This is a genomic window from Alistipes sp. i18-0019-D1 (assembly GCF_042852885.1).
Classification (GTDB): domain Bacteria; phylum Bacteroidota; class Bacteroidia; order Bacteroidales; family Rikenellaceae; genus Alistipes.
Genome location: NZ_AP031424.1, coordinates 2,190,206 through 2,211,241, shown reverse-complemented (window position 1 = coordinate 2,211,241; position 21,036 = coordinate 2,190,206). Strand labels below are relative to the sequence as shown.

Below are 21,036 nucleotides of genomic sequence, written 5' to 3'. Positions count from 1 at the left end.
TGTAGGGGAGATAGATTGCAGAATTTGGCGGATTGATTTTTGATTCTGCTCGTCATGGACAATACTTTCTGCTCGCAAATAAAATAAAATAAGCAGAATATGCATATATTTGTGAGCAGAATCAAAAGTACAACTATGGCAGACGATCGGCTGGATATTATTAGGAGGTATGTGACAACACATCCGCAATGTTCCTCTACGGAGATTTTCGAGGGTATTGGTCAAACCGTAGCTTATGCTACTGTGCGTCGCGATTTGGCAAAACTGCTTGCGGACGATGTGTTGCTCGTCACAGGAAAAGGTAAGGCGAGCCGTTATGCACTGTCCCCAGCCTATGCACTGTTTCAACCTGTCGATTTGGATGGCTATTTCAGTCAGGAAATTGATGAACGGCAAATCAACGAAACCTATAACTTCGATTTAATCGAATCGACACTTGCCGTCGCTTCGCTGTTTACGAAGAATGAAATCGAGCGCCTCGATGGTCTGCAACATATGTTTGCCGAGAATATCTCGAAATTGTCTGCGGCACAATACCGTAAGGAAATGGAACGTCTTGGGGTGGATTTAAGTTGGAAGTCCTCTCAAATCGAAGGTAACACCTATTCCCTGTTGGAAACCGAACGTCTGTTGCTGGAAAAAGAGACGGCGGCAGGAAAAAGCAAGGATGAGGCGGTGATGCTGCTCAACCACAAAGATGCTTTGGATTTCATCCTCGATAATCCCGACTATCTGTCCGAGCTGACTGTGACAAAGATCGAAACGATCCACTCGATTCTTGTCAAGGAACTGGCTGTCGATCGCAATATCCGTATACGGCGCGTAGGCATCACGGGGACGAATTACCGTCCTTTGGACAATGAGTTTCAGATTCGTGAAGCGCTGGAACAAATGTGCCAAGTCGTAAACAGGAAAGAAAACGTATTTGAGAAAGCATTGCTTATTCTGTTGTTAATTTCCTATATTCAGCCATTCGACGACGGCAACAAGCGCACGGCACGTATCGTCAGCAATGCCTTGTTGATTGCCAACAACTATTGCCCTCTGTCGTTCCGCACCGTGGACTCTATTGATTATAAAAAGGCCATGCTCCTCTTTTATGAACAGAACAATCTATCCGCTTTCAAACAGATTTTCATCGAGCAGTTCGCGTTTGCCGTAAAAACCTATTTTTGAAATCATCCCTCTTCATAGGAAACTCCAATCCGCTGTCATTGTGGGTTGGAGTTTGTATTTTTTGTCTTTTGAGGATAAGCGCCTACGGCGCGTATGTAAAGAGAGAAATTGGAGTGACGCAATTTTCAAGGGGTATATAAATAAGAAATTCCAAAAATATGTCACCCTCTCATATTAAATGAAAAAGCCCTCGTGCGTAAGCACGGGGGCCGTATATCTAAAATGCAAAACCGCTGAAATCGTCCTTAAACTGTTTTGCGTGTTGGGCTCGTTCCGTAACGGTTTTATACTGTTTCTGCATATCGAGAACTTTTATAAAGTAAGGTAACGATACCTTTTCGGGTAAGGTTTTGCACCGTTCGTTCAGTTGATAGGTAATTGTTATCGGTTCCGATGCAGATAAATTTATCGAATTGTATTTTGTGAGCAGTACCGACATTGCCCGCTTATCCCAATTGGGCGGTGTTATGCTCTTTGATTTGCAGAAATTGCATATCTCTTTATAAATCCCTGCGGCGGTCTTTCTGACTGCTGAATTGATAAAACAACCTGCCGTCAGTTCATAGCCTTTCTCTATGGCTTTAATAAGTCCTAATCGCCTACATTCATTTAATAATGCAGTTGTTGTATTACGGGACAATCCGACAGCCTTTGCAATCTGGCTGTTGCTTCATTGAACGGTATCGGTATTATTAAGGCATATTGCCTTTAATAGCAGCAGAAATCCTGCAATCTTGGCGGGATAGTTCTTTTTAAAGAAGCAGTTGTCCAAAAAGAAATAATCTTTGTTCGCTGGCTTTATATAGTAGGAATTTCGCTTTATAAAACCTCTGTCTGCATCTTCTTTAATGATTGTGTGAACGGTCAGTCAGCCTGCATCCTTTAAGCGTTTAATGCTCCGTCTGATTGTTCGTTCATCCAATCCCGTCAGTAAGGATAGCTTTTCCTCGGTTACATGAGATATGTTGGTCTTGTGGTTGGAGCAACATTTAATGACGGCTCACACATAAACATCGACGGGTTTACTGTTTCCCGTCTGAAAGGTCACGATTGATTTGGGGATTACGGTATAATTCATCGTTAGCAATGGAATTTGTGTTATTGGTAAATATAATCTCTTTTAGATGCAATAGTTTCCGAAAACAGGCAATGCCGTAATGCTCTTTGGCCTGCTTGCGGTTATCGAATCACTTGCGGTCTTTGATGTGGTAATACATGGTCTGAAAGACTTTAATAGGTTATGTATAAGTAGGTAGTGTATATATAGGACACTTTTGAGCAGTTTGCACAGGACAGATTTGAGCAACTCTCTATCCCGTCATTCGGAAACCTACTCTATCTCTTGATCCGTATCTTCCATAATTTTTGATTCTGGATTGATCGTATTAAAGGAAATATCCGTTTCGTACTCAAAAAATATGGAAATAGGAAGCAAAGACAAGGGCAGCATTATTACTGTCCTTATCTGCCTTGTAAACTTATTTTTCTATGGAAGCAAAAAGAATTTTCCGATCTCGGATTTGCTATCACAAATATAGTAAAAATATTTAATAAATACAACTTTAAGTGCAGATGATTCAGCGGAAATTTTCTATCTTTGTTTATCCTCAAATTCCAAGACTATGGCTGTTATCTCTGTTCCCGTTTGTATCATTCGAAAAACTTATCCTTATCTTGAACGATTCTACGGGTTTTCTTATCGGTATATCCAACGGTATATCGAATCTACTTGTAGCGTGGATGATGATAATCGGATGAATCTTCTCCCGAAATTCTGGATGTACCAGAACTTGGATAGGTTCCCCGATGATTTCGGAATTATATTCGACCTCCCGTATTACAAAAATGTGGAGGCATTACAAGAACAACACGATTTTTTAGCAAAGCATGAGTTGATCTTTCACACACTTCTGCTCGCTCCGTTGATGAGTTCGGTTTTTCATCCATATACAGATGAGGACAATTTCGTTTTACAAGATGAGGCAGAACGGCAGGAGGTATTACGGGTATATGAGTTTTTACAGCAGATGCAGAAAGACGGCTTCGACCCATCCAAAAAATATTTGCTTTCTTATGGTGGAACGTCGAGTGTTCAGATTCCGAATACTTGTAACTGGTTACTGCGAATGATTGAGAAAGAATATCGCAGTCATTATGACGCTTTGGGCAATCCGCCTCGTCACTCCCAATCCAGAGAAGGCAATCCACCCAAGCGTCGGCCGACCTTTGCCAGCTTTCTCGGATACAACACTCTCCTGTTCCTCCGAGACTATCTCCGCATCAGACCTACTGTCCCGCAGGGGTTGTGCCAAGTCATTAGTGATTACCTGACAGCCTGCTCTGACATCGTGTCAAAACAGGACTTGTCGTATAAAAACACATATGATATGCTCCAAAACTGCAAAAAGACCTATGGAATGTCTTCAATACCTATTTCATGGGTGAAGGAATAGTATGTGTTTTTAATATCCTTGCCTGACAAAAACACATAAACACCTGAAAATCACATTGGTATAAAATTCGCAGCATTCAGGGTAAATTCATTAAAAAAAATGAAGAAACAAAAAGAACTCACTCTGGATGCTGCACAAGGTGCTGGCACGATGAGCGCCCCCGAGAGCGAAATCTCGAACATTGCAACCGTTACCATCGACAAGCTCAACGACAAAGATGAGGTGGTGGAAACCGAGGAACTCAAATTTGAAGTTGTCGATGAAAGCACTAAAAATTGGCAGCACACATTCTGGAATCTCATGTGGCTTGCCAGCAGAACCAAGCCAGCTCCGACCACAACGTGGTCGAATGAGGAGAAAGCCGAGGCCATCATGGCCTATGCCGAAGACCTCTATGCCGACCCGACGCTGTGCCTGCGACACCTCGTATGGACAGCCGACCGTCTTCGTCAGGTCGAAGGCTTCGACGCCTACTGTTCAAGGCTCGGGCTGAATCCCGACTGTGTAGCCCAGCACATCGTCTTCGACGGCTATTACAATGTGCAGGCAGTCATCAAACTTGGGGTAGAGGAGGCCTACGGGGCGTATATCGCCTTGTTCTCCCTGCCAATCGTAACTTTCGATCGAGAGTAACGGGACGCAACAATTCTTTCAATTCATATCTTTTAGAGGGGACTATCCATTACTGGATAGCCCCCTCAATCATTCATAGCAAGTTCTGCATCGCCGCATCTATCTGCGAGTTCTCGAAGCTATCAAGGTAGATTTGAGTGGTTTTCAGACTATGATGCCCCAACGCCTCGGATATGATGCCGATATTTACACCCGATTTCTTCAGCACGGTAGCGAAACTATGGCGGGCTACATAAGTCGTCACCTCTCCCGAAATATTCAATCTGCGGGCTAATTGGCGCAATTCGGCATTGACTTGATGACAGACTTTATGCACCCGATTCCGTTTCTGCATCGGCGTTGTATGCCTGCACGAATCGAGTATCGGAAACAGATAGCCCGACCGTTCGCAGATTTCGGCATAGCTGTCTACAATCCGCATCGCCCTTTCCGACAGCGGAACATGGATTGCTCCGTGCGTTTTCTGACGATTGTATGACAATCGCCCGTCCACGATATTATCGGGTGTCAGATTCGCCACATCGACGAACGAGATTCCCCCGCACAAATAAGAGAATGTAAAAACGCTTTGTGCTAATCGGCAAGAATCGCTCTCCGCCGTACAATCCGCCTCGACGATTTTCATTACATCCGCCTTGCTCAACGCTCGTTTCGGTGTACGGGTATTGAATTTGCTAATCTTATAGTCGGTAAATGGATTCTTCTCACGGGCAACGGCTTTCAGCTTAATCGCCCGATTGAACACGGCCCGCAAAGTACGCATTTGAAAACTCATCGACGTATCTTTATTCCCCCGCGCCCGCATCCACTCCTCGAATTTTTCCAGATAATCGGCGTCGATGCGGCTGAACGTGAAATTAAGCGGTTTGTCCCGATTAAAGGATTTCAGCACGTTGTAGGAGTTCAGATAGGCATAGGCATTGCCAACACTCCCCCGTTCTTTCAACTCGGCAATAATCGCTTTGTAGACCTCCTCGACGGTCTGCGCCTTGATGCGTTCCTTTTGTTCGGCTACAATCGTCTGCGGGGTAAATTCTTCCTCGTTGATTTCTTTCGTCAGAATCTTGCCGTTGTATTCGGTTTCGTATTTCAGTACGATTTGACGAATCAACTGCCGATTCGGACAGTTGGGTTTGGGTTGGTTGGCGTCGAAATTCCAGAATTTAGGATCGACCGACACGCCCAGACTTTTCATCGTGCGGCGGCCCTCTTTGGAAATGCGGAGCATCAGCGGGGATTCTCCGTTTGCAAGTACCTTGTACCTGTAACAAACGACAGAAACAGATGTTTTCATCGGATTCGGTTGACTTCTTGGTTGACTTTTTCGCGTCAACCGTGGCGTCAACCGCCCATTTTCGGCAGGTGCGGATAAAAAAGAAAAGCACCGATAATTGTTGAATTATCAGTGCTTTTCCATCAGTCGGGGTGACTGGATTCGAACCAGCGACCACACGCCCCCCAGACGTGTACTCTAACCGGACTGAGCTACGCCCCGATTCCTTCGTCAAAAGGTCAAAACCCTTCGCTTTGGGACTGCAAATATAGTCTTTTTTTCAAAAACAAACACATTTCCGCAGGATTTTTTTCTATTTTTGCGGAAATGAAACGATTTTCACGCCTTCTGCTAACCTTTTCCGCGGCCCTCGCATCAGCCTGCGGAGGCCCTTCGAGGCCTGTTTTGAGCGATTTCACAACCGAGATTTACACCCCGGCCCACGCATCGGGCTTCTACATCCGCGGAAACGAAAAGGACGCCTCGACGCTCGTCACGATCCGCAACCCGTGGCAGGGCGGCAGCCAGATCGAACAGCACCTGCTGATCCTGCGCGACGATGCCAAAGCACCCGCCGACTTCGCCGGACAAGCCGTAAAAGCCCCCGTGCGCCACGTGGTGTGCATGTCGTCGAGCCACGTGGCGATGTTCGACGCCATCGGTCAGGTCCGGCGCGTTTCGGGAGTTTCGGGCATCGACTACATCTCGAATCCCTACGTCCGGGAACACCGCCTCTGCGGCGAGGTCCGCGACGTGGGCTACGACACGAACCTCAATTTCGAACTGCTGGCCGCCATGCGCCCCGACCTCATGCTGCTCTACGGCGTGACGGGCGAAAACACCGTCGTCACGGGCAAACTCCGCGAACTGGGCATTCCCTATGTATATATCGGCGACTACGTGGAGGAATCTCCGCTGGGCAAGGCCGAATGGCTGGTCCTCGCGGCCGAGCTTTGCGACCTGCGCGCGGCCGGTGCCGACACGCTGCAACGGATCGCCCGGGACTACCAGTCCCTGAAAGCACACCCCGCCCCGGATGCGCCGCGCCCGAAAGTGATGCTCAACACCCCCTACCGCGACACCTGGTTCCTGCCCTCCACACAGAACTACATGATCCGCCTGATCGAGGATGCCGGCGGGGAATACGTCTACACGAAAAACGATTCGGACACGTCGGTGGCCGTCGACATGGAGGAGGCCTACCTGCTGGCCAACGCCGCCGATTTTTGGCTCAACGTCGGCGCCTGCAACACGCTGGCGGAACTGACGGCCCAGAACCCGAAATTTTCCGGCATTCCGGTCGTACGCAAACGGAACGTCTATAACAACAACCGCCGCCAAACCCCGGCCGGAGGCTCCGACTTCTGGGAATCGGGCGTCGTGCACCCCGACCTCGTGCTGCGCGACCTGCGGGCGATCTTCTCGGGCGACAGCGTCCCGACCTGCTATTACAAACGCCTCGAATAAGATGAAAACCGCCGCCATTCTCCTCCTTTCGCTCTACGGCTTCGTCGACGTCCGTTACGAAATCTCGCTCAAATTCCGGTACCGCTAAATGACAGCACGCAGAACCACGTTCCTCTTCACGGCGCTCGGGCTGCTCACCGCGGCGCTTTTCATCGCCGACCTCGCCGTGGGATCGGTCGCCGTGCCGCTCGGCGACGTCTGGGCGGCGCTCACGGGCGGCGCGTGCGACCCTGCCGTCAGCGACATCATCCTCAAGATCCGGCTTCTGAAAGCCGTCACGGCCCTGTTCGCCGGCGCGGCCCTCGCTGCCGGCGGCCTCGAAATGCAGACCCTTTTCCGCAACCCGCTGGCCGGCCCCTACGTGCTGGGCATCAGTTCGGGCGCAGGACTCGGCGTCGCGCTGTTCCTGCTGGGCGCCCCCCTGCTGGGCGTCGCGGGACATTCGTTCGTCCGGTCGCTGGGCGTGGCCGGAGCGGCGTGGCTCGGCTCGGCGCTCGTGCTGGCCGTCGTGATGGCGGTCAGCCGCCGCATCAAGGACATCATGGTCATCCTCATCCTCGGCATGATGCTCGGTTCGGGCATCAGCTCGGTGGTCGAAATCCTCCAATACCTGTCGAGCGAGGCGGCCCTCAAATCGTTCGTCATCTGGACCATGGGATCGCTGGGCGACGTCACGGGCAGCCAGCTCGCGCTGCTGCTTCCCGTCGTCACCGCGGGACTGGCGCTCGCCGTCGCCGTCATCAAGCCGCTCAACCTGCTGCTGCTGGGCGAGAACTACGCCCGGACGATGGGACTCAACGTGCAGCGCACGCGCACGCTGATCTTCCTCTCCACGGTCCTGCTCGCGGGCACCGTCACCGCCTTCTGCGGCCCGGTGGGTTTCATCGGGCTGGCCGTGCCGCACCTCGCACGCATGCTTTTCGCCTCGGCCGACCACCGCATCCTGATGCCGGGGTCGATGCTCACGGGCGCGGCCCTGCTGCTGGTCTGCGACCTCGTCTCCAAGAGCCTTGCCCTGCCGATCAACACCATCACGGCCCTGATGGGCATTCCGGTCGTCATCTTCGTCGTCGTCCGCAACCGCAATATCTTCTGACATGAGTATCGCCCTCAACCATATCACGCTCTCCTACGGCAGCCGCACGCTGCTCGCGGATGTCACCGCCGCCTTCGCCCAAGGATCGCTGACCGCGCTGATCGGACGCAACGGCACGGGCAAAAGCACCCTGCTGCGGGCCATTGCAGGCCTCGGGACGACCGTCTCCGGCGACGTGAAACTCTGCGGCCGCCGGCTGGCGTCGCTCACGCCCCACGAGCGGGCCACGACCGTGGGGTTCGTCACCACCGACAAGGTCCGTATTGCCAACCTCGCCTGCGAGGACGTCGTGGCGCTGGGGCGCGCGCCCTACACCAACTGGATCGGTCGCATGCAGGAGGCCGACCGCGCCGTCGTCGAACGTTCGCTCCGCCTGGTGGGGATGTCGGCCTTCGCCCGCAAGACCATGGACCGCATGTCCGACGGCGAGTGCCAGCGGGTGATGATCGCCCGCGTGCTGGCCCAGGACACCCCGGTCATCCTGCTCGACGAACCCACGGCGTTCCTCGACCTTCCGAACCGCTACTCCCTGGCGACGCTGCTCGGGCGGCTGGCCCGTGACGAGGGCAAGTGCATCCTCTTCTCGACGCACGACCTCGACGTGGCGCTCTCGCTCTGCGACTCGGTGGCGCTGATCGACACCCCTTCGCTGCACCACCTCCCTGCGGGGGAGATGGTCGGCAGCGGGCTGATCGAGCGTCTCTTTTCGGGCGAAAACGCCCGCTTCGACCCCGAGACGCGGACCGTACGGCTGCGCTGACAGCGCAAAAACAGCCGTCCGAGGGGCTTCCAACAAAAAAACCGTAATTTTTCCGCATATTTTTTGTACAAGTCACTTTTTTGCTTACCTTTGCACCGCTAAAGTAACCCCGTTCGGGGCATGCGATAGCGGTAAAGGCCCATTCGTCTATCGGTTAGGACGCAAGATTTTCATTCTTGAAAGAGGAGTTCGACTCTCCTATGGGCTACAAACGAAGGGGCCGGGAAAGCAGCGGCAAAGGCGGCGGGAAGGCGCAGCGAGTGAATTTCCGAAGTATCAGCGATCGCCGGCACGACCCCTACGGGTGAAAAACTTTTCGAGGAGCGGACCTTGGGGTCTATCCGAAGGCGGCCAAGGCCGTTTCAAGCCAAACGACTGAAAAAAGTAAAAATAAAATTAACGGATTATGGCAAACCATAAGTCATCGAAGAAGAGAATTCGTCAGACCCTGACGAAGCGTGCTCACAACCGCCTGTTCCACAAGACGGCCCGCAACGCCGTGAAGGCCCTGCGCACGACCACCGAGAAGAGCGCCGCCGAGGCCCTGCTTCCGAAGGTAACCGCCATGCTCGACAAGCTGGCAAAGCACAACATCGTGCACAAGAACAAGGCTGCGAACCTGAAGAGTTCGATCCAGCTGCACGTGAACGCACTCTAAATCTTCGTCCGAGAGAGGGGCCATCCAAAGACAAGGAGGACACACCCCGCACCGAGACTGAAAAGCCGCACCGGAAACGGGCGGCTTTTTCCGTCCCCCCCCCTTCCGGCACGGCGAAAAGCGCTGTCCGGCGAATCCGGATTTCACACAAATCACCCCTGCCGGAGACAACTCCGACAGGGGTGATTTTCATTTCGGGAGACTTCCCGGCCCCTCCGGACCTGCGCCCGCTATCTCAAACCGTCGATCACCGTGGCGATGCGGGAGAAAACCTCCTCCATCGTCCCCGTACCGTTGACCGAGGCGTATTTGCCCTGTGCGGCGTAGTAGTCCGACACGACGGCCGTCTGCTCGCGGTAAACGTCCAGACGCCCGCGAATCACCTCTTCCGAAGCGTCGTCGGCACGCCCCGAGTCCTTGCCGCGCAGCAGGATGCGGCGCACCAGTTCCTCCTCGGGAACGTGAATGTCGATCATTACGTCGACCTGCAGGCCGTGTCTGGCCAGGATTTTGTCGAACTCCTCGGCCTGAACCGTGGTGCGGGGGAAGCCGTCGAAAATGCAGCCGGCGGCGTTCATGTGCTCGGTGACATAGTGTTCGATCATGCCGATTACGATCTCGTCGGGAGCCAGTCGCCCGGCCTTGATGCAGGCTTCCATGCTCTGTCCCAGTTCCGTACCCCGGCGAATCTCGTCGCGGATCACCTCGCCCGTGGAAACGTGATCGATTCCGTAGTGTTCCTTCAGACGCTGGGCCTGCGTGCCTTTGCCGCAACCCGGAGCGCCGAATAAGACGATATTAACCATAACTAACCCTTTTAGTAATTTGGACCGGGCAAAATTACGTTATTTTTTGGGGAAACAAGAGTATTTCGTTAATTTTGTAAAAAATTTTAGATTCATGGACCCAAAAAAGCGCACCGAGATCGCTTCGCTCGGACAATTCGGACTCATCGACCTGCTGACCAGCGGGTTCTCCCCGAAAAACGCCTCGACGCTCAAGGCCGCGGGGGACGATGCCGCGGTGATCGCCCCGGGGCGCGGCGAAGCGGTGCTCTGCACGACCGATTCGTTCTACGAAGGCATCGACTTCGACCTCACGTATTTCCCGCTCAAGCACCTGGGTTACAAGGTCGTGACGGCCGGTGTGAGCGACATCCTGGCCATGAACGCCCTCCCGGCGCAAATCACCGTGTCGCTCGGCGTCTCCTCGAAACTGCCCGTCGAAGCCCTCCAGGACCTCTACGAAGGCATCGCCTTCGCCTGCAAGGAGCAGGAGATCGACCTCGTGGGCGGCGACACGCGCGCCTCGATGACGGGACTGGTCGTCACCGTCACCACGCTGGGCCACGCCGAAAAGGAGAAGGTCGTCTACCGCGGCGGTGCGCAGCAGAACGACCTGATCTGCATCACGGGCAACCTCGGCGCGGCCTACATGGGCCTGCAGCTGCTGGAACGGGAAAAACGGGTGCTCGCCGACGTGGAGAACCCCGAGCCGCAGTTCAAGGGCTACGAATACCTGCTTGAAAAGTACCTCAAGCCGCGTCCCCGCACCGACATCGTCCGGGCGCTGGCCGAGGAGAAAATCCTCCCCACGTCGATGATCGACCTCTCGGACGGCCTGGCGAGCGACCTGATGCAGATCTGCAAGTCGTCCTCGTGCGGCGCGCGCATCTACCTCGAACGCATCCCGATCGCCCGGCAGACCTCTTCGCTGGCCGAGGAGATGCACGCCGATCCGGTCGTGGCGGCGCTGAACGGCGGCGAGGACTACGAACTGCTCTTCACCGTGCCGCTCTCGATGCAGGAACAGATCATGCGGCTGGGTCTGGTGGACGTTATCGGCCACATCACTCCCCAATCCACCGGCGCTTACCTGGTCACGCCCGACGGTTCGGAGATAAAACTCAAGGCGCAGGGGTTCCCCGAGGAATAAACCTACCGTCGTCCGCCGATGGCTACGCCCACCGTCAGTGACAAATGACGGTTCGCCCGCTCCGTACAAACATACCCCAGCGTAACCCGCAGCCGGTTCCAGCACTCGCAGCCAATGCGGGGCATTGCGGCGAACCGGACCTGTCCGTTGAAACGGGCATCGTCGGCTTCCGCTTCGGCAGCCGTCCCCATAATGCCCGCATAGCCCACTCCGACTCCGGCATAGAGTGTCACGGCCCGCGCAACCGGCAGGTTGTAACCGCCGACGGCCATCACGGCGGCGACCGGGAAATGGTCGGACGAACAACTGCTGCGGGGCTGCCTCGAATAGAGCGATGCTTCGATCCGCAGGCCTGCATCGAACGGCCGCCGCCTGAAATTATACCGGCATTCGACCGCCAGGCAAGGTCCCGCCGCAGCGTTCGCATACCCCTTCAGCGAAGAATAGCCAAAAGTCGCACCGACGGCCGCCTCGCCCTCTACACGTCCGGCCCCGGCGCGTTCCTGCGCCTGCAGCCCGCAGGCCGCGGCGACCGCAAAAAACAAAACCGACAATTGCTTTACCATAAGATTCGCTCCCGATAATCGACTTCCAAGATACACAAAATCCGGCAATCGGGCATAAAACCGGGAGGGAATTTTGTTTTTGCAGAATTTATCCCTATCTTTGCGGTCCCTTTGGGGATTTAATTAACTAATTAAAAGCATTATGAACAATTACGAAACCGTTTTCATTGTCACGCCGGTTCTGTCCGATGCACAGGTACAGGAGGTTGCTGACAAATTCCAGGGTGTTATCACCGAGAACGGCGGTCAGATTGTGAACAAGGAGTCGTGGGGCCTTCGCAAGCTCGCCTACCCTATTCAGAAGAAGACCACCGGTTTCTACTTCCTGGTAGAGTTCACGGGCGAAGGCTCGCTCATCAACACGCTCGAGACGCAGTACCGCCGCGACGAGCGCGTGATCCGTTTCTTAACTTTCAAGCAGGACAAATACGCCGTAGAATATTCGGAGAAACGTCGTGCGAAACTTTCTAACAAGCAGGAGGAGTAAACCATGGCACAGGACAACAAAGCACAGTCGGAAATCCGTTACCTGAATCCCGTATCGGTAGACGTCAAAAAGAAAAAGTACTGCCGCTTCAAGAAGCTCGGCATCAAGTACGTAGACTATAAGGACGGCGAGTTCCTCAAGAAGTTCCTCAACGAGCAGGGCAAGATTCTTCCCCGCCGCCTGACGGGTACTTCGCAGAAGTTCCAGAAGAAGGTCGCCCAGGCCGTGAAGCGTGCGCGCCACCTGGCCATCCTGCCCTTCGTAACCGATTGCATGAAATAATTAAAAGGAGGACAAGACCATGGAAGTAATTCTGATCAAAGATATCGAAAACCTGGGCTACGCCAACGACATCGTGAACGTGAAGCCCGGCTACGCCAACAACTACCTGATCCCCCAGGGCTACGCCAAGTCGGCGACTGCCGCCGCCAAGAAGGTCCTCGCCGAGAACCTCAAGCAGCGCGCCCACAAGGACGCCAAGATCCTGGCCGACGCGCAGGCTTTGGCCGAGACCATCGCCAACCTGCCGCTGTCGCTGTCGGTGAAGGCCGAGGAGGGCAAACTCTTCGGTACGGTCACGGCAGCGGACCTTGCCGAGGCGCTGGCCGCCAAGGGCATCACCGTAGACCGCAAGCAGATCAGCGTCGAGGCCATCAAGACCGTCGGCGAGTTCGAGGCTACGGCCCGCCTGCACAAGGAGGTCAAGGCTACGATCAAGTTCTCGGTTTCCGCTGCCGAGTAACTCGAAAGCACACCATACGAAAAGAGCCTCCCTTTCGGGGAGGCTCTTTTTTCGTTGACAGCCCCGTCAATGCGGCCCCGCCGCAGGCGGACCGGCCTGCCGGGGTTTCACCGTGTAGGACCGGAGCACCAGCCCCACCCCGACGAAAATCACCAGCGCAAAGATCACCGTGTCGGCGTGCAGTTTATCCAGCCCCATCCCGACCGAAATGGCGATCGCCAGCACGGGCTGCAAATAGGTGTAGATGCTCGACACGGTGGGCTGTACCGTTTTGAGGGCATAGTTGAGCATCAGGTTGGGCACATAGGTCGGGACCATCAGCACGAAAAGCGTCGGAAACAGGGCGTGACGGGCAATGGCTGCGAAATCGGTGTGAACGATCGGGCCTATACCGAACGGCAGGGCCATGACTGCCGCCGCACAGTAAACCCACCGCAGCACCGTCGTAATGCGGTATTTGGCGATCAGCCGCTTGAACCACACCATATATACGGAGGTTGCGCAGGCGCACAGGAATATCAACACATTTCCCCAGAGGTGCGAATGGGCGTGGTTCGACGAAGCTCCCGCGAGCACCACCGCCACGGCTCCCGCCATGCCGAGCACGAGTCCCGTGATCTTGAGCCGGGTGAAACGGTCCATCCCCAGCAGCACGGAGAGCACCAGCACCAGCAGCGGGACGATGGTGTCGATGATCGAACCGTCGATCGGCGAGGTCATCGACAAACCGTACATGATGAAGACCTTGCGCAGCACGCCGATCAGCAGCGCGGCGCCGATCAGTTTGCGAATATCCGCCCGTTCGACCTTCTCGGCCTTCTGCCAGAGCAACGGCACGAGGGAAAAGAGCGCCGTGGCAACGAGCGACGCCGAGACCATCGCCATCGGATGCACGTAATGCGGAAGGACGATGTTGTAAAAGGGGTAATCCATCGCCCAGAGGACGTTGCACACCAGCAGGGCGAGGTGGGGTTTCAGTCTGTTCATCCGTTTCGTCGTTTACCCCGCAAAGACAAAAACAGTGCCCGAATCCCCACACGGCACGGCCGCCCAAAAAAGGGCCTTCCGCAGTGGAAAGCCCTATATATAACGAAAATCACCCGTTACCGCCGGTCCGGAATCCGGAATGTCGACGGAGAGGCCCCCGGAACCACTTCGCCGCGGTAGTAAACCTTCCACGCGTCCCTGGCATACCCCCACCCAAGCTCTTCAAACGACGACGACGATGCACCCGCCACTTCACGGCCCCGGTACACCACCTTCCACGGGTCCTTGCCGTACCCGCCGCCGAGGTTCGTGAACGACGACGCGGAAACACCCTCCACCTTCCGGCCGCGGTACCAGACCGTCCAACTATCTTTCGAATAGCCGCCGCCCAGAGCCTCCTCCGAGGGGGAACGGCCGGAGTGCTCCTCACCGCACAGGTAGGTGTGCCAGGCATCTTTGCCGTACCCCCTTCCGAGGCTCACGAACGACATCGCCGAAGCCCCTTTCACCTCACAGCCTTCGTAAAATACCTTCCAACTGTCCTTGCCGTACCCGCCCCCGAGATTCTGAAACGAAGAAGCCGCGGCACCTTCGATCTTGCGTCCCCGGTAATAAACCGCCCAGTTGTCCCGGGCATATCCGTCGCCGAGCGTTTCCAGCGGCGAACCGGTTATCCCCGACTGCTTCCGGCCCTGAAAAAAGGAGTTCCACGCATCTTTGGCGCAGCCTCTGCCGACATACTCGAACGTCGAAGCCGAAGCGTCCTTCACCTCCCGCCCTTCGTAGAACACCTTCCAGTTGTCCTTGCCGTAGCCTCCGCCGAGATCGGCGAACGACGAAGCCGAAGCTCCTTCTACCTTCCGGCCGCGGTAATACACCGACCAACTGTCTTTGGTATATCCCCCGCGCCGATCTTCGTGACGCTCCTCATAACGCTCTCCGTGAGGGTTCGCGCGATGGTCCCCGCGAGGGGACTGCGCGGCGCAGGTTTCGGCGGCACGGACGTCACCGCTCCACAGCATACCGCCCGGAAGGAGAACCAGCGCGGACAACAGGCCTGACATCAACTTTTTCATCATGCATCATCGGTTTGCTTCTACCGTACTAACCTGTAAATATACCGGGTTATTGCGCGCGGCGCAAGGAATCCGCCGTAAATTTTTCGGCGGACACGCAAAAACCGTGATCCGTCCCCGTCCCGGAGTCGTCCCGCCCTGTAAACCGGCCGTTGACCGACCGACGCTGACCACGCTGACCACGCTGACCGCCGCTGACCGACCCGCCGCTGACCGACCCGCCGCTGACTGACCGCAAATCGGCCGGACTCCCGGTTCCGACCCCGCCCCCGACCCACAACCGATCCGCTTCACAGACAGTCCATCCCCGAGCGCCCCGCCCCTCCGACCGCAAACATACGCCCCCCGTATTTCCGCTCCGGACACGCCCGCATTTCACTTCCGGTTCTCCGCATTCCCGGACATTTCCGGACACCGGCGCTTCCAAGCCCTTCCCGGCGCACAAAAAACGCCCGCACAGTTTCCTGCGCGGGCGTCCGGCTATCGGATGCGGGGGAAATTATCTCCCCCCCCTTCCTTTTTTCAGCGGGGATTACTCCTCGTCCTCTTTCTTGGCAGCGGCTTTCTTGGCCGACTTGGCCTCGGCAGCCTCCATGGCGCTCTTCAGAGCGGCCAGTCCGGCAATGTCGCCGAGCGTCGTCTTCTCGACCGAGGCGTTGATCTTCTTCACGGTCGACTTCGTAGCGTCGGCAGCAGCGCGCTTCTCGGCCTTCTCGGCAGCGACTTCGGCACGCTTCGCCTCCTCGTACGTACGCAGGTGCGAAAGGGTGATGCGCTTGGTGGCTTTCGAGAACTCCAGGATCTTGAAGTTGAGCTTGTCGCCCGCCTTCGGGGTCGTGCCGTCCTCTTTCACGAGCTGACGCGCGGGGCAGAAGCCCTCGATGTTCTCGCCCAGGGCAACCACAGCGCCCTTGTCGGTCATCTCGGTGATCGTACCCTCGTGGATGCTGTCCACCGAATACTGGTTCTCGAATTCGTTCCAGGGATTCTCCTCCAGCTGCTTGTGGCCCAGCGAGAGACGACGGTTCTCCTTGTCGATCTCCAGCACCACGACCTCGATGTCGGCGCCTACCGACGTGAATTCGCCGGGGTGCTTCACCTTCTTGGTCCAGCTCAGGTCCGAAATGTGGATCAGACCGTCGATGCCCTCCTCGATCTCGACGAATACGCCGAAGTTCGTGAAGTTACGCACCTTGGCCGTGGTCTTCGTGCCGACGGGGTATTTGGTTTCGATATTCTCCCAGGGATCGGGCGTGAGCTGCTTGATGCCGAGCGACATCTTGCGCTCCTCGCGGTCGAGGGTCAGGATAACGGCCTCGACTTCGTCGCCGACCTTCATGAACTCCTGCGCCGAACGCAGGTGCTGGCTCCACGACATTTCCGAAACGTGGATCAGACCCTCCACACCGGCTGCGATCTCCACGAACGCGCCGTAATCGGCCATAACGACCACGCGGCCCTTGACCTTGTCTCCGACCTTGAGGTTCTGGTCGAGCGCCTCCCACGGATGCGGGGTGAGCTGCTTCAGACCCAGCGCGATGCGCTTCTTGGCCTCGTCGAAGTCGAGGATCACGACGTTGATCTTCTGATCGAGCGCCACGATCTCCTCGGGGTGGTTTACGCGGCCCCACGAGAGGTCCGTGATGTGGATCAGACCGTCCACGCCGCCCAGGTCGACGAATACGCCGTAGGAGGTGATGTTCTTGACGGTTCCCTCGAGGATCTGGCCCTTCTCCAGCTTGGACATGATGACCTGCTTCTGGGCTTCGAGTTCGGCCTCGATGAGCGCTTTGTGCGACACGACCACGTTGCGGAACTCCTGGTTGATCTTCACGACCTTGAACTCCATGGTCTTGTCCACGTATACATCGTAGTCGCGGATGGGTTTCACGTCGATCTGCGAGCCGGGCAGGAACGCCTCGATGCCGAATACGTCGACGATCATACCGCCCTTCGTGCGGCACTTGATGTAACCCTTGATGATTTCGTCCTTCTCCAGCGCCTCGTTGACACGGTCCCACGACTTGAGCTGACGGGCTTTCTTGTGCGAGAGGGCCAGCTGTCCGTTCTTGTCCTCCGCAGCCTCGATATAGACTTCGATCTTGTCGCCTACCTTCAGGTCGGGGTTGTAGCGGAACTCCGATACGGGAATGATGCCCTCGCTCTTATAGCCGACGTTGACGATCACCTCACGCTTGTTGATACCCGTTACGGTTCCCTCGACCACTTCGCCGACGTTGACGTTCGAAAGCGTCTTGTCGTAAGCCTCGGTGATCTGGGCCTTGTCCTGGTCGTACACGCCCAGGTCGTTTTCAAAGGCGTTCCAGTCGAAATTCTCGTTTGCGACTACATTCTTTACTTCTTCCATTGTGGAAATCTTTGCGATTCAATCGCTCGTTAATTGGTTAATATTGAAAGTTATAGCCCCCGCTTACGGCGTTACTACGCGCAGGCGAGGGCTACAAAGGTAGTGTTTTTCAGCGAATCTGCAAAAAATCAGCGGTTTATTTGCGCCGGATCTCCTGCCGCGGCTTGTTGTCCGGAGTCAGCGGGCCGTCTTCCTGCAACTCTTCGAGCAGCACGCCTGCGACCGTCGTTCCCGTGAGCTTCCCGTCGGTGTAGTTCAGGTCGTTGTAATTCTTGTAGACGTAGTCGCTGACCGCAACCTCGTACACCTTGCCTTCGCGCAGCTTCGGGAAACGCACGTCGACGGCGTTGTCCGCAGTATCGGTCACGATGACGTAGGGTGTCGTCGAGATCAGGTCGATGCGGTGCGCCTCCTTGCGGTTCTCCTCGTCGTTATACTTCGAGAGGATCATCCGGCGCATGTCTTCCGGGGTCATCCGCATCCGGGCTATCTCGGTCCCGAACGGCTCCAGGTCGTAAACCTTCGCCGCACCGACGCCGCCTGCCGGAATCGAATCGAGGCGCACGCCGCCGATGTGGTAAAACCCGACGTCGGCATCGGCTTCGTCGGCCACCGACGCGGCCATCCAGTTGGCGAGGCCCCACTTGTCGGCCGGCCCGGCGAACGCGCCCACAGGCTTGTTCAGCTCGGGATCGGCATAGTAACGGTCCACTTCGGCCTGATACGACGCATCGGGCGCGTAGCCGGCCAGCGGCACGAGACGGGATTCGATGCTTTCGATCTTCCTGCCGCGGAATCGGATCACCGTAACGCCCACGTTCTTGAGGTATTTCCCGGTCTGCGTCAGGAGCGTGCCGTTCACCAGCGAATCGACCTCCACATGGGTGTGTCCGCCGATCACCACGTCGAACAGCGTCTCCTTTCCGAGCAGTTCCTCGTCGCGGTCGTCGCCCATGTGCGACACGAGCACCAGCAGGTCGACCTTCGGGCGCAGCCGGGCGGCATACTTCATCGCCATGGCCTGCGGGTCGGGAAATTCCAGTCCCCCGAAACTCGACGCATTGCCCGCGGGATGCCCCGGGCCTTCGTAGTTGGTCACCACGCCGACGAAACCGATGCGGATGCCGTCCTCGTCCAGAACGACATAGGGCGGCAGCTGCGGGAATGTGCAGGTGTCGCTCACCACGTTGGCGCACACCACTTCGAAATCCATGCTGTCGATCATACGGCCCAGGAATGCCTGCCCGTGGTCGAACTCGTGGTTTCCGAGGGTCGCCACGTCGTAGCCCAGCCGGTTCATCAGCGCGATCATCGGCATCCCGGGCGTCTGGGCCATATCCACATAAGCGTTTCCGGTCCAGCGGTCCCCGGCATCGACCAGCACCACCAGCTGCGCCGTATCGCGGCACGCCTCGACGGCCGCGGCCAGCCGGGGGAAATTCTGAATCTTGGCGTGCATGTCGTTCGTCGAGAGCAGCACGAGCGTCCGTTCGCGGGGCGCGCAGGCCGCGGCGGCCGCCGCAAGGAGAATCAGGCCCGTCCGGAACATTCTTTTCATATTCGTCGGCATTGTTTTTCTTTATGGATGAAGATTTGCCAAAAGTACAAATAATTCCTATCTTTACGAATCGAACATTGTAAAAACTTTTCCATGAACGATACGATACGAGTCATCTGCGAAAACGGCTGCGGCGAGCTGGAAGTCCCGATGGGAACCCCGCTGGAAGAGGTCGCCAAACGCCTCACGCCCGGCCTTCACCCCTTCCTGGCAGCCTTCGTCAACAACCGCATCAAGGAGTTGAGTTACAAAATATATGCCCCGGTGACGATCCGTTTCGTCGACATCACCTCCTTCGCCGGCATCCGCGTCTACCAGCGCACCGCCTGGTTCCTGCTTCAGAAGGCCGTCAAGGACCTCTACCCGGGGCAGACGCTCCACATCCGCCACTCGATGGGCCAGAGCGGGTTCTACTGCGAGGTCGACGGCATCGACGAATTCACCCCCGACGACGCTGCGCGGCTCCGCGGCCGCATGCGGGAACTCTCCGTACGCAACCTGCCCATCACCCGCCAGCGCATGCTCACCACCGAGATCCGCGCCCGCTACGCCGAGGAGGGCTTCACCGACAAGATCGCGCTCCTGGACACCCGTCCGCGGCTTTACAGCCAGCTCTACACGCTCGACGACACGGCGGGCTACTTCTACGGTTCGCTGGCCCCCTCGACGGGCTATGTCACGCTGTTCGACATCGAACCCTACTACAACGGTTTCTACCTGGCCCTTCCGCTGCGCACGTCGCCCGACACACTTCACCGCAACGTCCACCAGGAGAAGATGTTCGGCATTTTCCAGGAGTACCAGTCGTGGGTCCGGATCATGGGCGTGCCCACCGTCGGCGACGTCAATTCGAAGGTGCTCGCGGGCGACGGCGGCGGCCTGATCAAGCTCGCCGAGGCGTTCCACGAACGCAAGTTCGCCTGGGTGGCCGACACCATCTACGACGCCCACCTTTCGCGCGGCGCCCGCATGGTGCTGATCTCCGGCCCCTCCAGCAGCGGCAAGACCACCTCGGCCAAGCGGCTGGGCATCCAGCTGGGCGTGCTGGGGCTGAATCCGGTGCTGATCTCGCTCGACGACTACTTCGTCGACCGCGAGAAGACCCCGCGCGACGCCGACGGCAACTACGACTACGAGGCGCTCGAAGCCATCGACCTGGAGCTTTTCAACGACCACCTGGCGCGCCTGGTCCGGGGCGAGAGCGTCGACATCCCGCGCTACGACTTCATCACGGGGCGCCGCACGTGGCACAACGCGCCGCTGACGCTCGACGAACGCTCGATCCTCATCATCGAGGGCATCCACGGACTGAACCCGCGCCTCACGCCCTCGATCCCCGACGCGCAGAAGTTCCGCATCTACATCTCGTGCTTCACGTCCGTGGCGATGGACAACCTTTCGCGCATCGCCACCACGGACAACCGCCTGCTGCGCCGCCTGACGCGCGACTACCGCCAGCGCGGTGCCGACGCCCTCTCGACGCTCTCGCGCTGGGCCTCGGTGCGCCGGGGCGAGGAGAAGCACATCTTCCCCTACCAGGAGAACGCCGACATCATGCTCAACTCGTCGCTGTTCTACGAGATTTCGGTGCTGCGTCCCTTCGCCGAGAAGATCCTCCGCGAGGTCCCCGACACGGTTCCGGAGTACGACGAGGCGCGGCGGATGCTCAAGTTCCTCGACAACTTCATCCCCATCCCGCCCGACGAAATCCCGCCCACGTCGATTCTCCGCGAGTTCATCGGCGGCAGCAGTTTTCAATATTAGCCCGGAATATTTTGGGCGTCCGTTTCTTTTATTTTAC

Annotated in this window: 20 protein-coding genes and 2 tRNA genes; 13 read left to right on the top strand and 9 right to left on the bottom strand. The window is 56.6% G+C overall.

The window, feature by feature from the left end:
• Nucleotides 1-135: 135 nt before the first annotated feature.
• A complete protein-coding gene (locus ACGHP5_RS09165; RefSeq protein ID WP_390566326.1) occupies nucleotides 136-1,176 on the top strand; it encodes a Fic family protein in 1,041 nt (346 codons plus the stop codon).
• A 217-nt stretch (nucleotides 1,177-1,393) separates the two neighbouring features.
• Here the strand turns inward: ACGHP5_RS09165 and ACGHP5_RS09160 are convergent, their stop codons facing one another.
• The gene (locus tag ACGHP5_RS09160; RefSeq protein WP_390568419.1) at nucleotides 1,394-1,834 is read right to left on the bottom strand and encodes a hypothetical protein; all 441 of its coding nucleotides are present in this window, start codon (nucleotides 1,832-1,834) and stop codon (nucleotides 1,394-1,396) included.
• Nucleotides 1,835-2,798: 964 nt separating this feature from the next.
• On the opposite strand from ACGHP5_RS09160, the gene ACGHP5_RS09155 reads away from it, so the two are divergent.
• Nucleotides 2,799-3,629, top strand: coding sequence for a hypothetical protein (locus ACGHP5_RS09155; RefSeq protein WP_390566325.1), 831 nt, complete (start codon nucleotides 2,799-2,801; stop codon nucleotides 3,627-3,629).
• Between the two features lie 99 nt (nucleotides 3,630-3,728).
• A complete protein-coding gene (locus ACGHP5_RS09150) occupies nucleotides 3,729-4,262 on the top strand; it encodes a hypothetical protein (RefSeq protein WP_390566323.1) in 534 nt (177 codons plus the stop codon).
• Between the two features lie 73 nt (nucleotides 4,263-4,335).
• Here ACGHP5_RS09150 and ACGHP5_RS09145 read toward each other — a convergent pair whose 3' ends face one another.
• The gene (locus ACGHP5_RS09145; protein WP_390566321.1) at nucleotides 4,336-5,556 is read right to left on the bottom strand and encodes a tyrosine-type recombinase/integrase; all 1,221 of its coding nucleotides are present in this window, start codon (nucleotides 5,554-5,556) and stop codon (nucleotides 4,336-4,338) included.
• Between the two features lie 126 nt (nucleotides 5,557-5,682).
• A tRNA-Pro gene (locus ACGHP5_RS09140) sits at nucleotides 5,683-5,757 on the bottom strand.
• 105 nt (nucleotides 5,758-5,862) lie between these two features.
• Here ACGHP5_RS09140 and ACGHP5_RS09135 point away from each other — a divergent pair.
• From ACGHP5_RS09135 to rpsT, 5 genes are all read left to right on the top strand, one after another.
• On the top strand, nucleotides 5,863-7,002 hold the full coding sequence (locus ACGHP5_RS09135) for an ABC transporter substrate-binding protein (RefSeq protein WP_337773039.1): 1,140 nt from the start codon (nucleotides 5,863-5,865) through the stop codon (nucleotides 7,000-7,002).
• Nucleotides 7,003-7,090: 88 nt separating this feature from the next.
• On the top strand, nucleotides 7,091-8,098 hold the full coding sequence (locus ACGHP5_RS09130; protein ID WP_390566319.1) for an iron chelate uptake ABC transporter family permease subunit: 1,008 nt from the start codon (nucleotides 7,091-7,093) through the stop codon (nucleotides 8,096-8,098).
• A gap of 1 nt (nucleotide 8,099) precedes the next feature.
• The gene (locus tag ACGHP5_RS09125; RefSeq protein WP_390566317.1) at nucleotides 8,100-8,858 is read left to right on the top strand and encodes an ABC transporter ATP-binding protein; all 759 of its coding nucleotides are present in this window, start codon (nucleotides 8,100-8,102) and stop codon (nucleotides 8,856-8,858) included.
• A 136-nt stretch (nucleotides 8,859-8,994) separates the two neighbouring features.
• A tRNA-Glu gene (locus ACGHP5_RS09120) sits at nucleotides 8,995-9,066 on the top strand.
• 198 nt (nucleotides 9,067-9,264) lie between these two features.
• A complete protein-coding gene (gene rpsT / locus ACGHP5_RS09115; protein WP_015547344.1) occupies nucleotides 9,265-9,516 on the top strand; it encodes a 30S ribosomal protein S20 in 252 nt (83 codons plus the stop codon).
• Nucleotides 9,517-9,746: 230 nt separating this feature from the next.
• Here the strand turns inward: rpsT and ACGHP5_RS09110 are convergent, their stop codons facing one another.
• Nucleotides 9,747-10,322: an adenylate kinase gene (locus ACGHP5_RS09110; protein WP_290532765.1), complete on the bottom strand. Its 576-nt coding sequence runs from the start codon at nucleotides 10,320-10,322 to the stop codon at nucleotides 9,747-9,749.
• A 94-nt stretch (nucleotides 10,323-10,416) separates the two neighbouring features.
• Between ACGHP5_RS09110 and thiL the strand changes: the two genes are divergently transcribed.
• Nucleotides 10,417-11,451: a thiamine-phosphate kinase gene (gene thiL, locus ACGHP5_RS09105; RefSeq protein WP_337773033.1), complete on the top strand. Its 1,035-nt coding sequence runs from the start codon at nucleotides 10,417-10,419 to the stop codon at nucleotides 11,449-11,451.
• Between the two features lie 2 nt (nucleotides 11,452-11,453).
• On the opposite strand, the gene ACGHP5_RS09100 is transcribed toward thiL, so the two are convergent.
• Nucleotides 11,454-12,017 (bottom strand): outer membrane beta-barrel protein, encoded by a 564-nt coding sequence (locus tag ACGHP5_RS09100; protein WP_337756976.1) that lies wholly within the window; start codon nucleotides 12,015-12,017, stop codon nucleotides 11,454-11,456.
• A gap of 142 nt (nucleotides 12,018-12,159) precedes the next feature.
• Between ACGHP5_RS09100 and rpsF the strand changes: the two genes are divergently transcribed.
• From rpsF to rplI, 3 genes are read left to right on the top strand one after another with little or no spacing between them, the layout of a single operon-like run.
• Nucleotides 12,160-12,504 (top strand): 30S ribosomal protein S6, encoded by a 345-nt coding sequence (gene rpsF / locus ACGHP5_RS09095; RefSeq protein WP_064974706.1) that lies wholly within the window; start codon nucleotides 12,160-12,162, stop codon nucleotides 12,502-12,504.
• 3 nt (nucleotides 12,505-12,507) lie between these two features.
• Nucleotides 12,508-12,786 carry a 30S ribosomal protein S18 gene (rpsR, locus tag ACGHP5_RS09090; RefSeq protein ID WP_010265192.1) on the top strand — a complete coding sequence of 93 codons (279 nt, stop codon included), beginning with the start codon at nucleotides 12,508-12,510 and terminating at the stop codon, nucleotides 12,784-12,786.
• Nucleotides 12,787-12,805: 19 nt separating this feature from the next.
• Nucleotides 12,806-13,246, top strand: coding sequence for a 50S ribosomal protein L9 (gene rplI / locus ACGHP5_RS09085; RefSeq protein ID WP_290532763.1), 441 nt, complete (start codon nucleotides 12,806-12,808; stop codon nucleotides 13,244-13,246).
• A 66-nt stretch (nucleotides 13,247-13,312) separates the two neighbouring features.
• Here rplI and ACGHP5_RS09080 read toward each other — a convergent pair whose 3' ends face one another.
• The 4 genes from ACGHP5_RS09080 to ACGHP5_RS09065 all read right to left on the bottom strand — a co-directional run bounded on the left by ACGHP5_RS09080 (nucleotide 13,313) and on the right by ACGHP5_RS09065 (nucleotide 19,235).
• A complete protein-coding gene (locus ACGHP5_RS09080; protein WP_337657708.1) occupies nucleotides 13,313-14,233 on the bottom strand; it encodes a DMT family transporter in 921 nt (306 codons plus the stop codon).
• A gap of 116 nt (nucleotides 14,234-14,349) precedes the next feature.
• Nucleotides 14,350-15,309, bottom strand: a complete 960-nt coding sequence (locus tag ACGHP5_RS09075) for a DKNYY domain-containing protein (protein WP_390566313.1) — start codon at nucleotides 15,307-15,309, stop codon at nucleotides 14,350-14,352.
• A gap of 532 nt (nucleotides 15,310-15,841) precedes the next feature.
• A complete protein-coding gene (rpsA, locus tag ACGHP5_RS09070) occupies nucleotides 15,842-17,677 on the bottom strand; it encodes a 30S ribosomal protein S1 (RefSeq protein WP_290532761.1) in 1,836 nt (611 codons plus the stop codon).
• 136 nt (nucleotides 17,678-17,813) lie between these two features.
• A complete protein-coding gene (locus tag ACGHP5_RS09065; RefSeq protein WP_390566311.1) occupies nucleotides 17,814-19,235 on the bottom strand; it encodes a bifunctional metallophosphatase/5'-nucleotidase in 1,422 nt (473 codons plus the stop codon).
• 93 nt (nucleotides 19,236-19,328) lie between these two features.
• Here ACGHP5_RS09065 and ACGHP5_RS09060 point away from each other — a divergent pair, with 93 nt between their 5' ends.
• On the top strand, nucleotides 19,329-20,999 hold the full coding sequence (locus ACGHP5_RS09060; protein ID WP_290532759.1) for a nucleoside kinase: 1,671 nt from the start codon (nucleotides 19,329-19,331) through the stop codon (nucleotides 20,997-20,999).
• Nucleotides 21,000-21,036 lie beyond the last annotated feature (37 nt).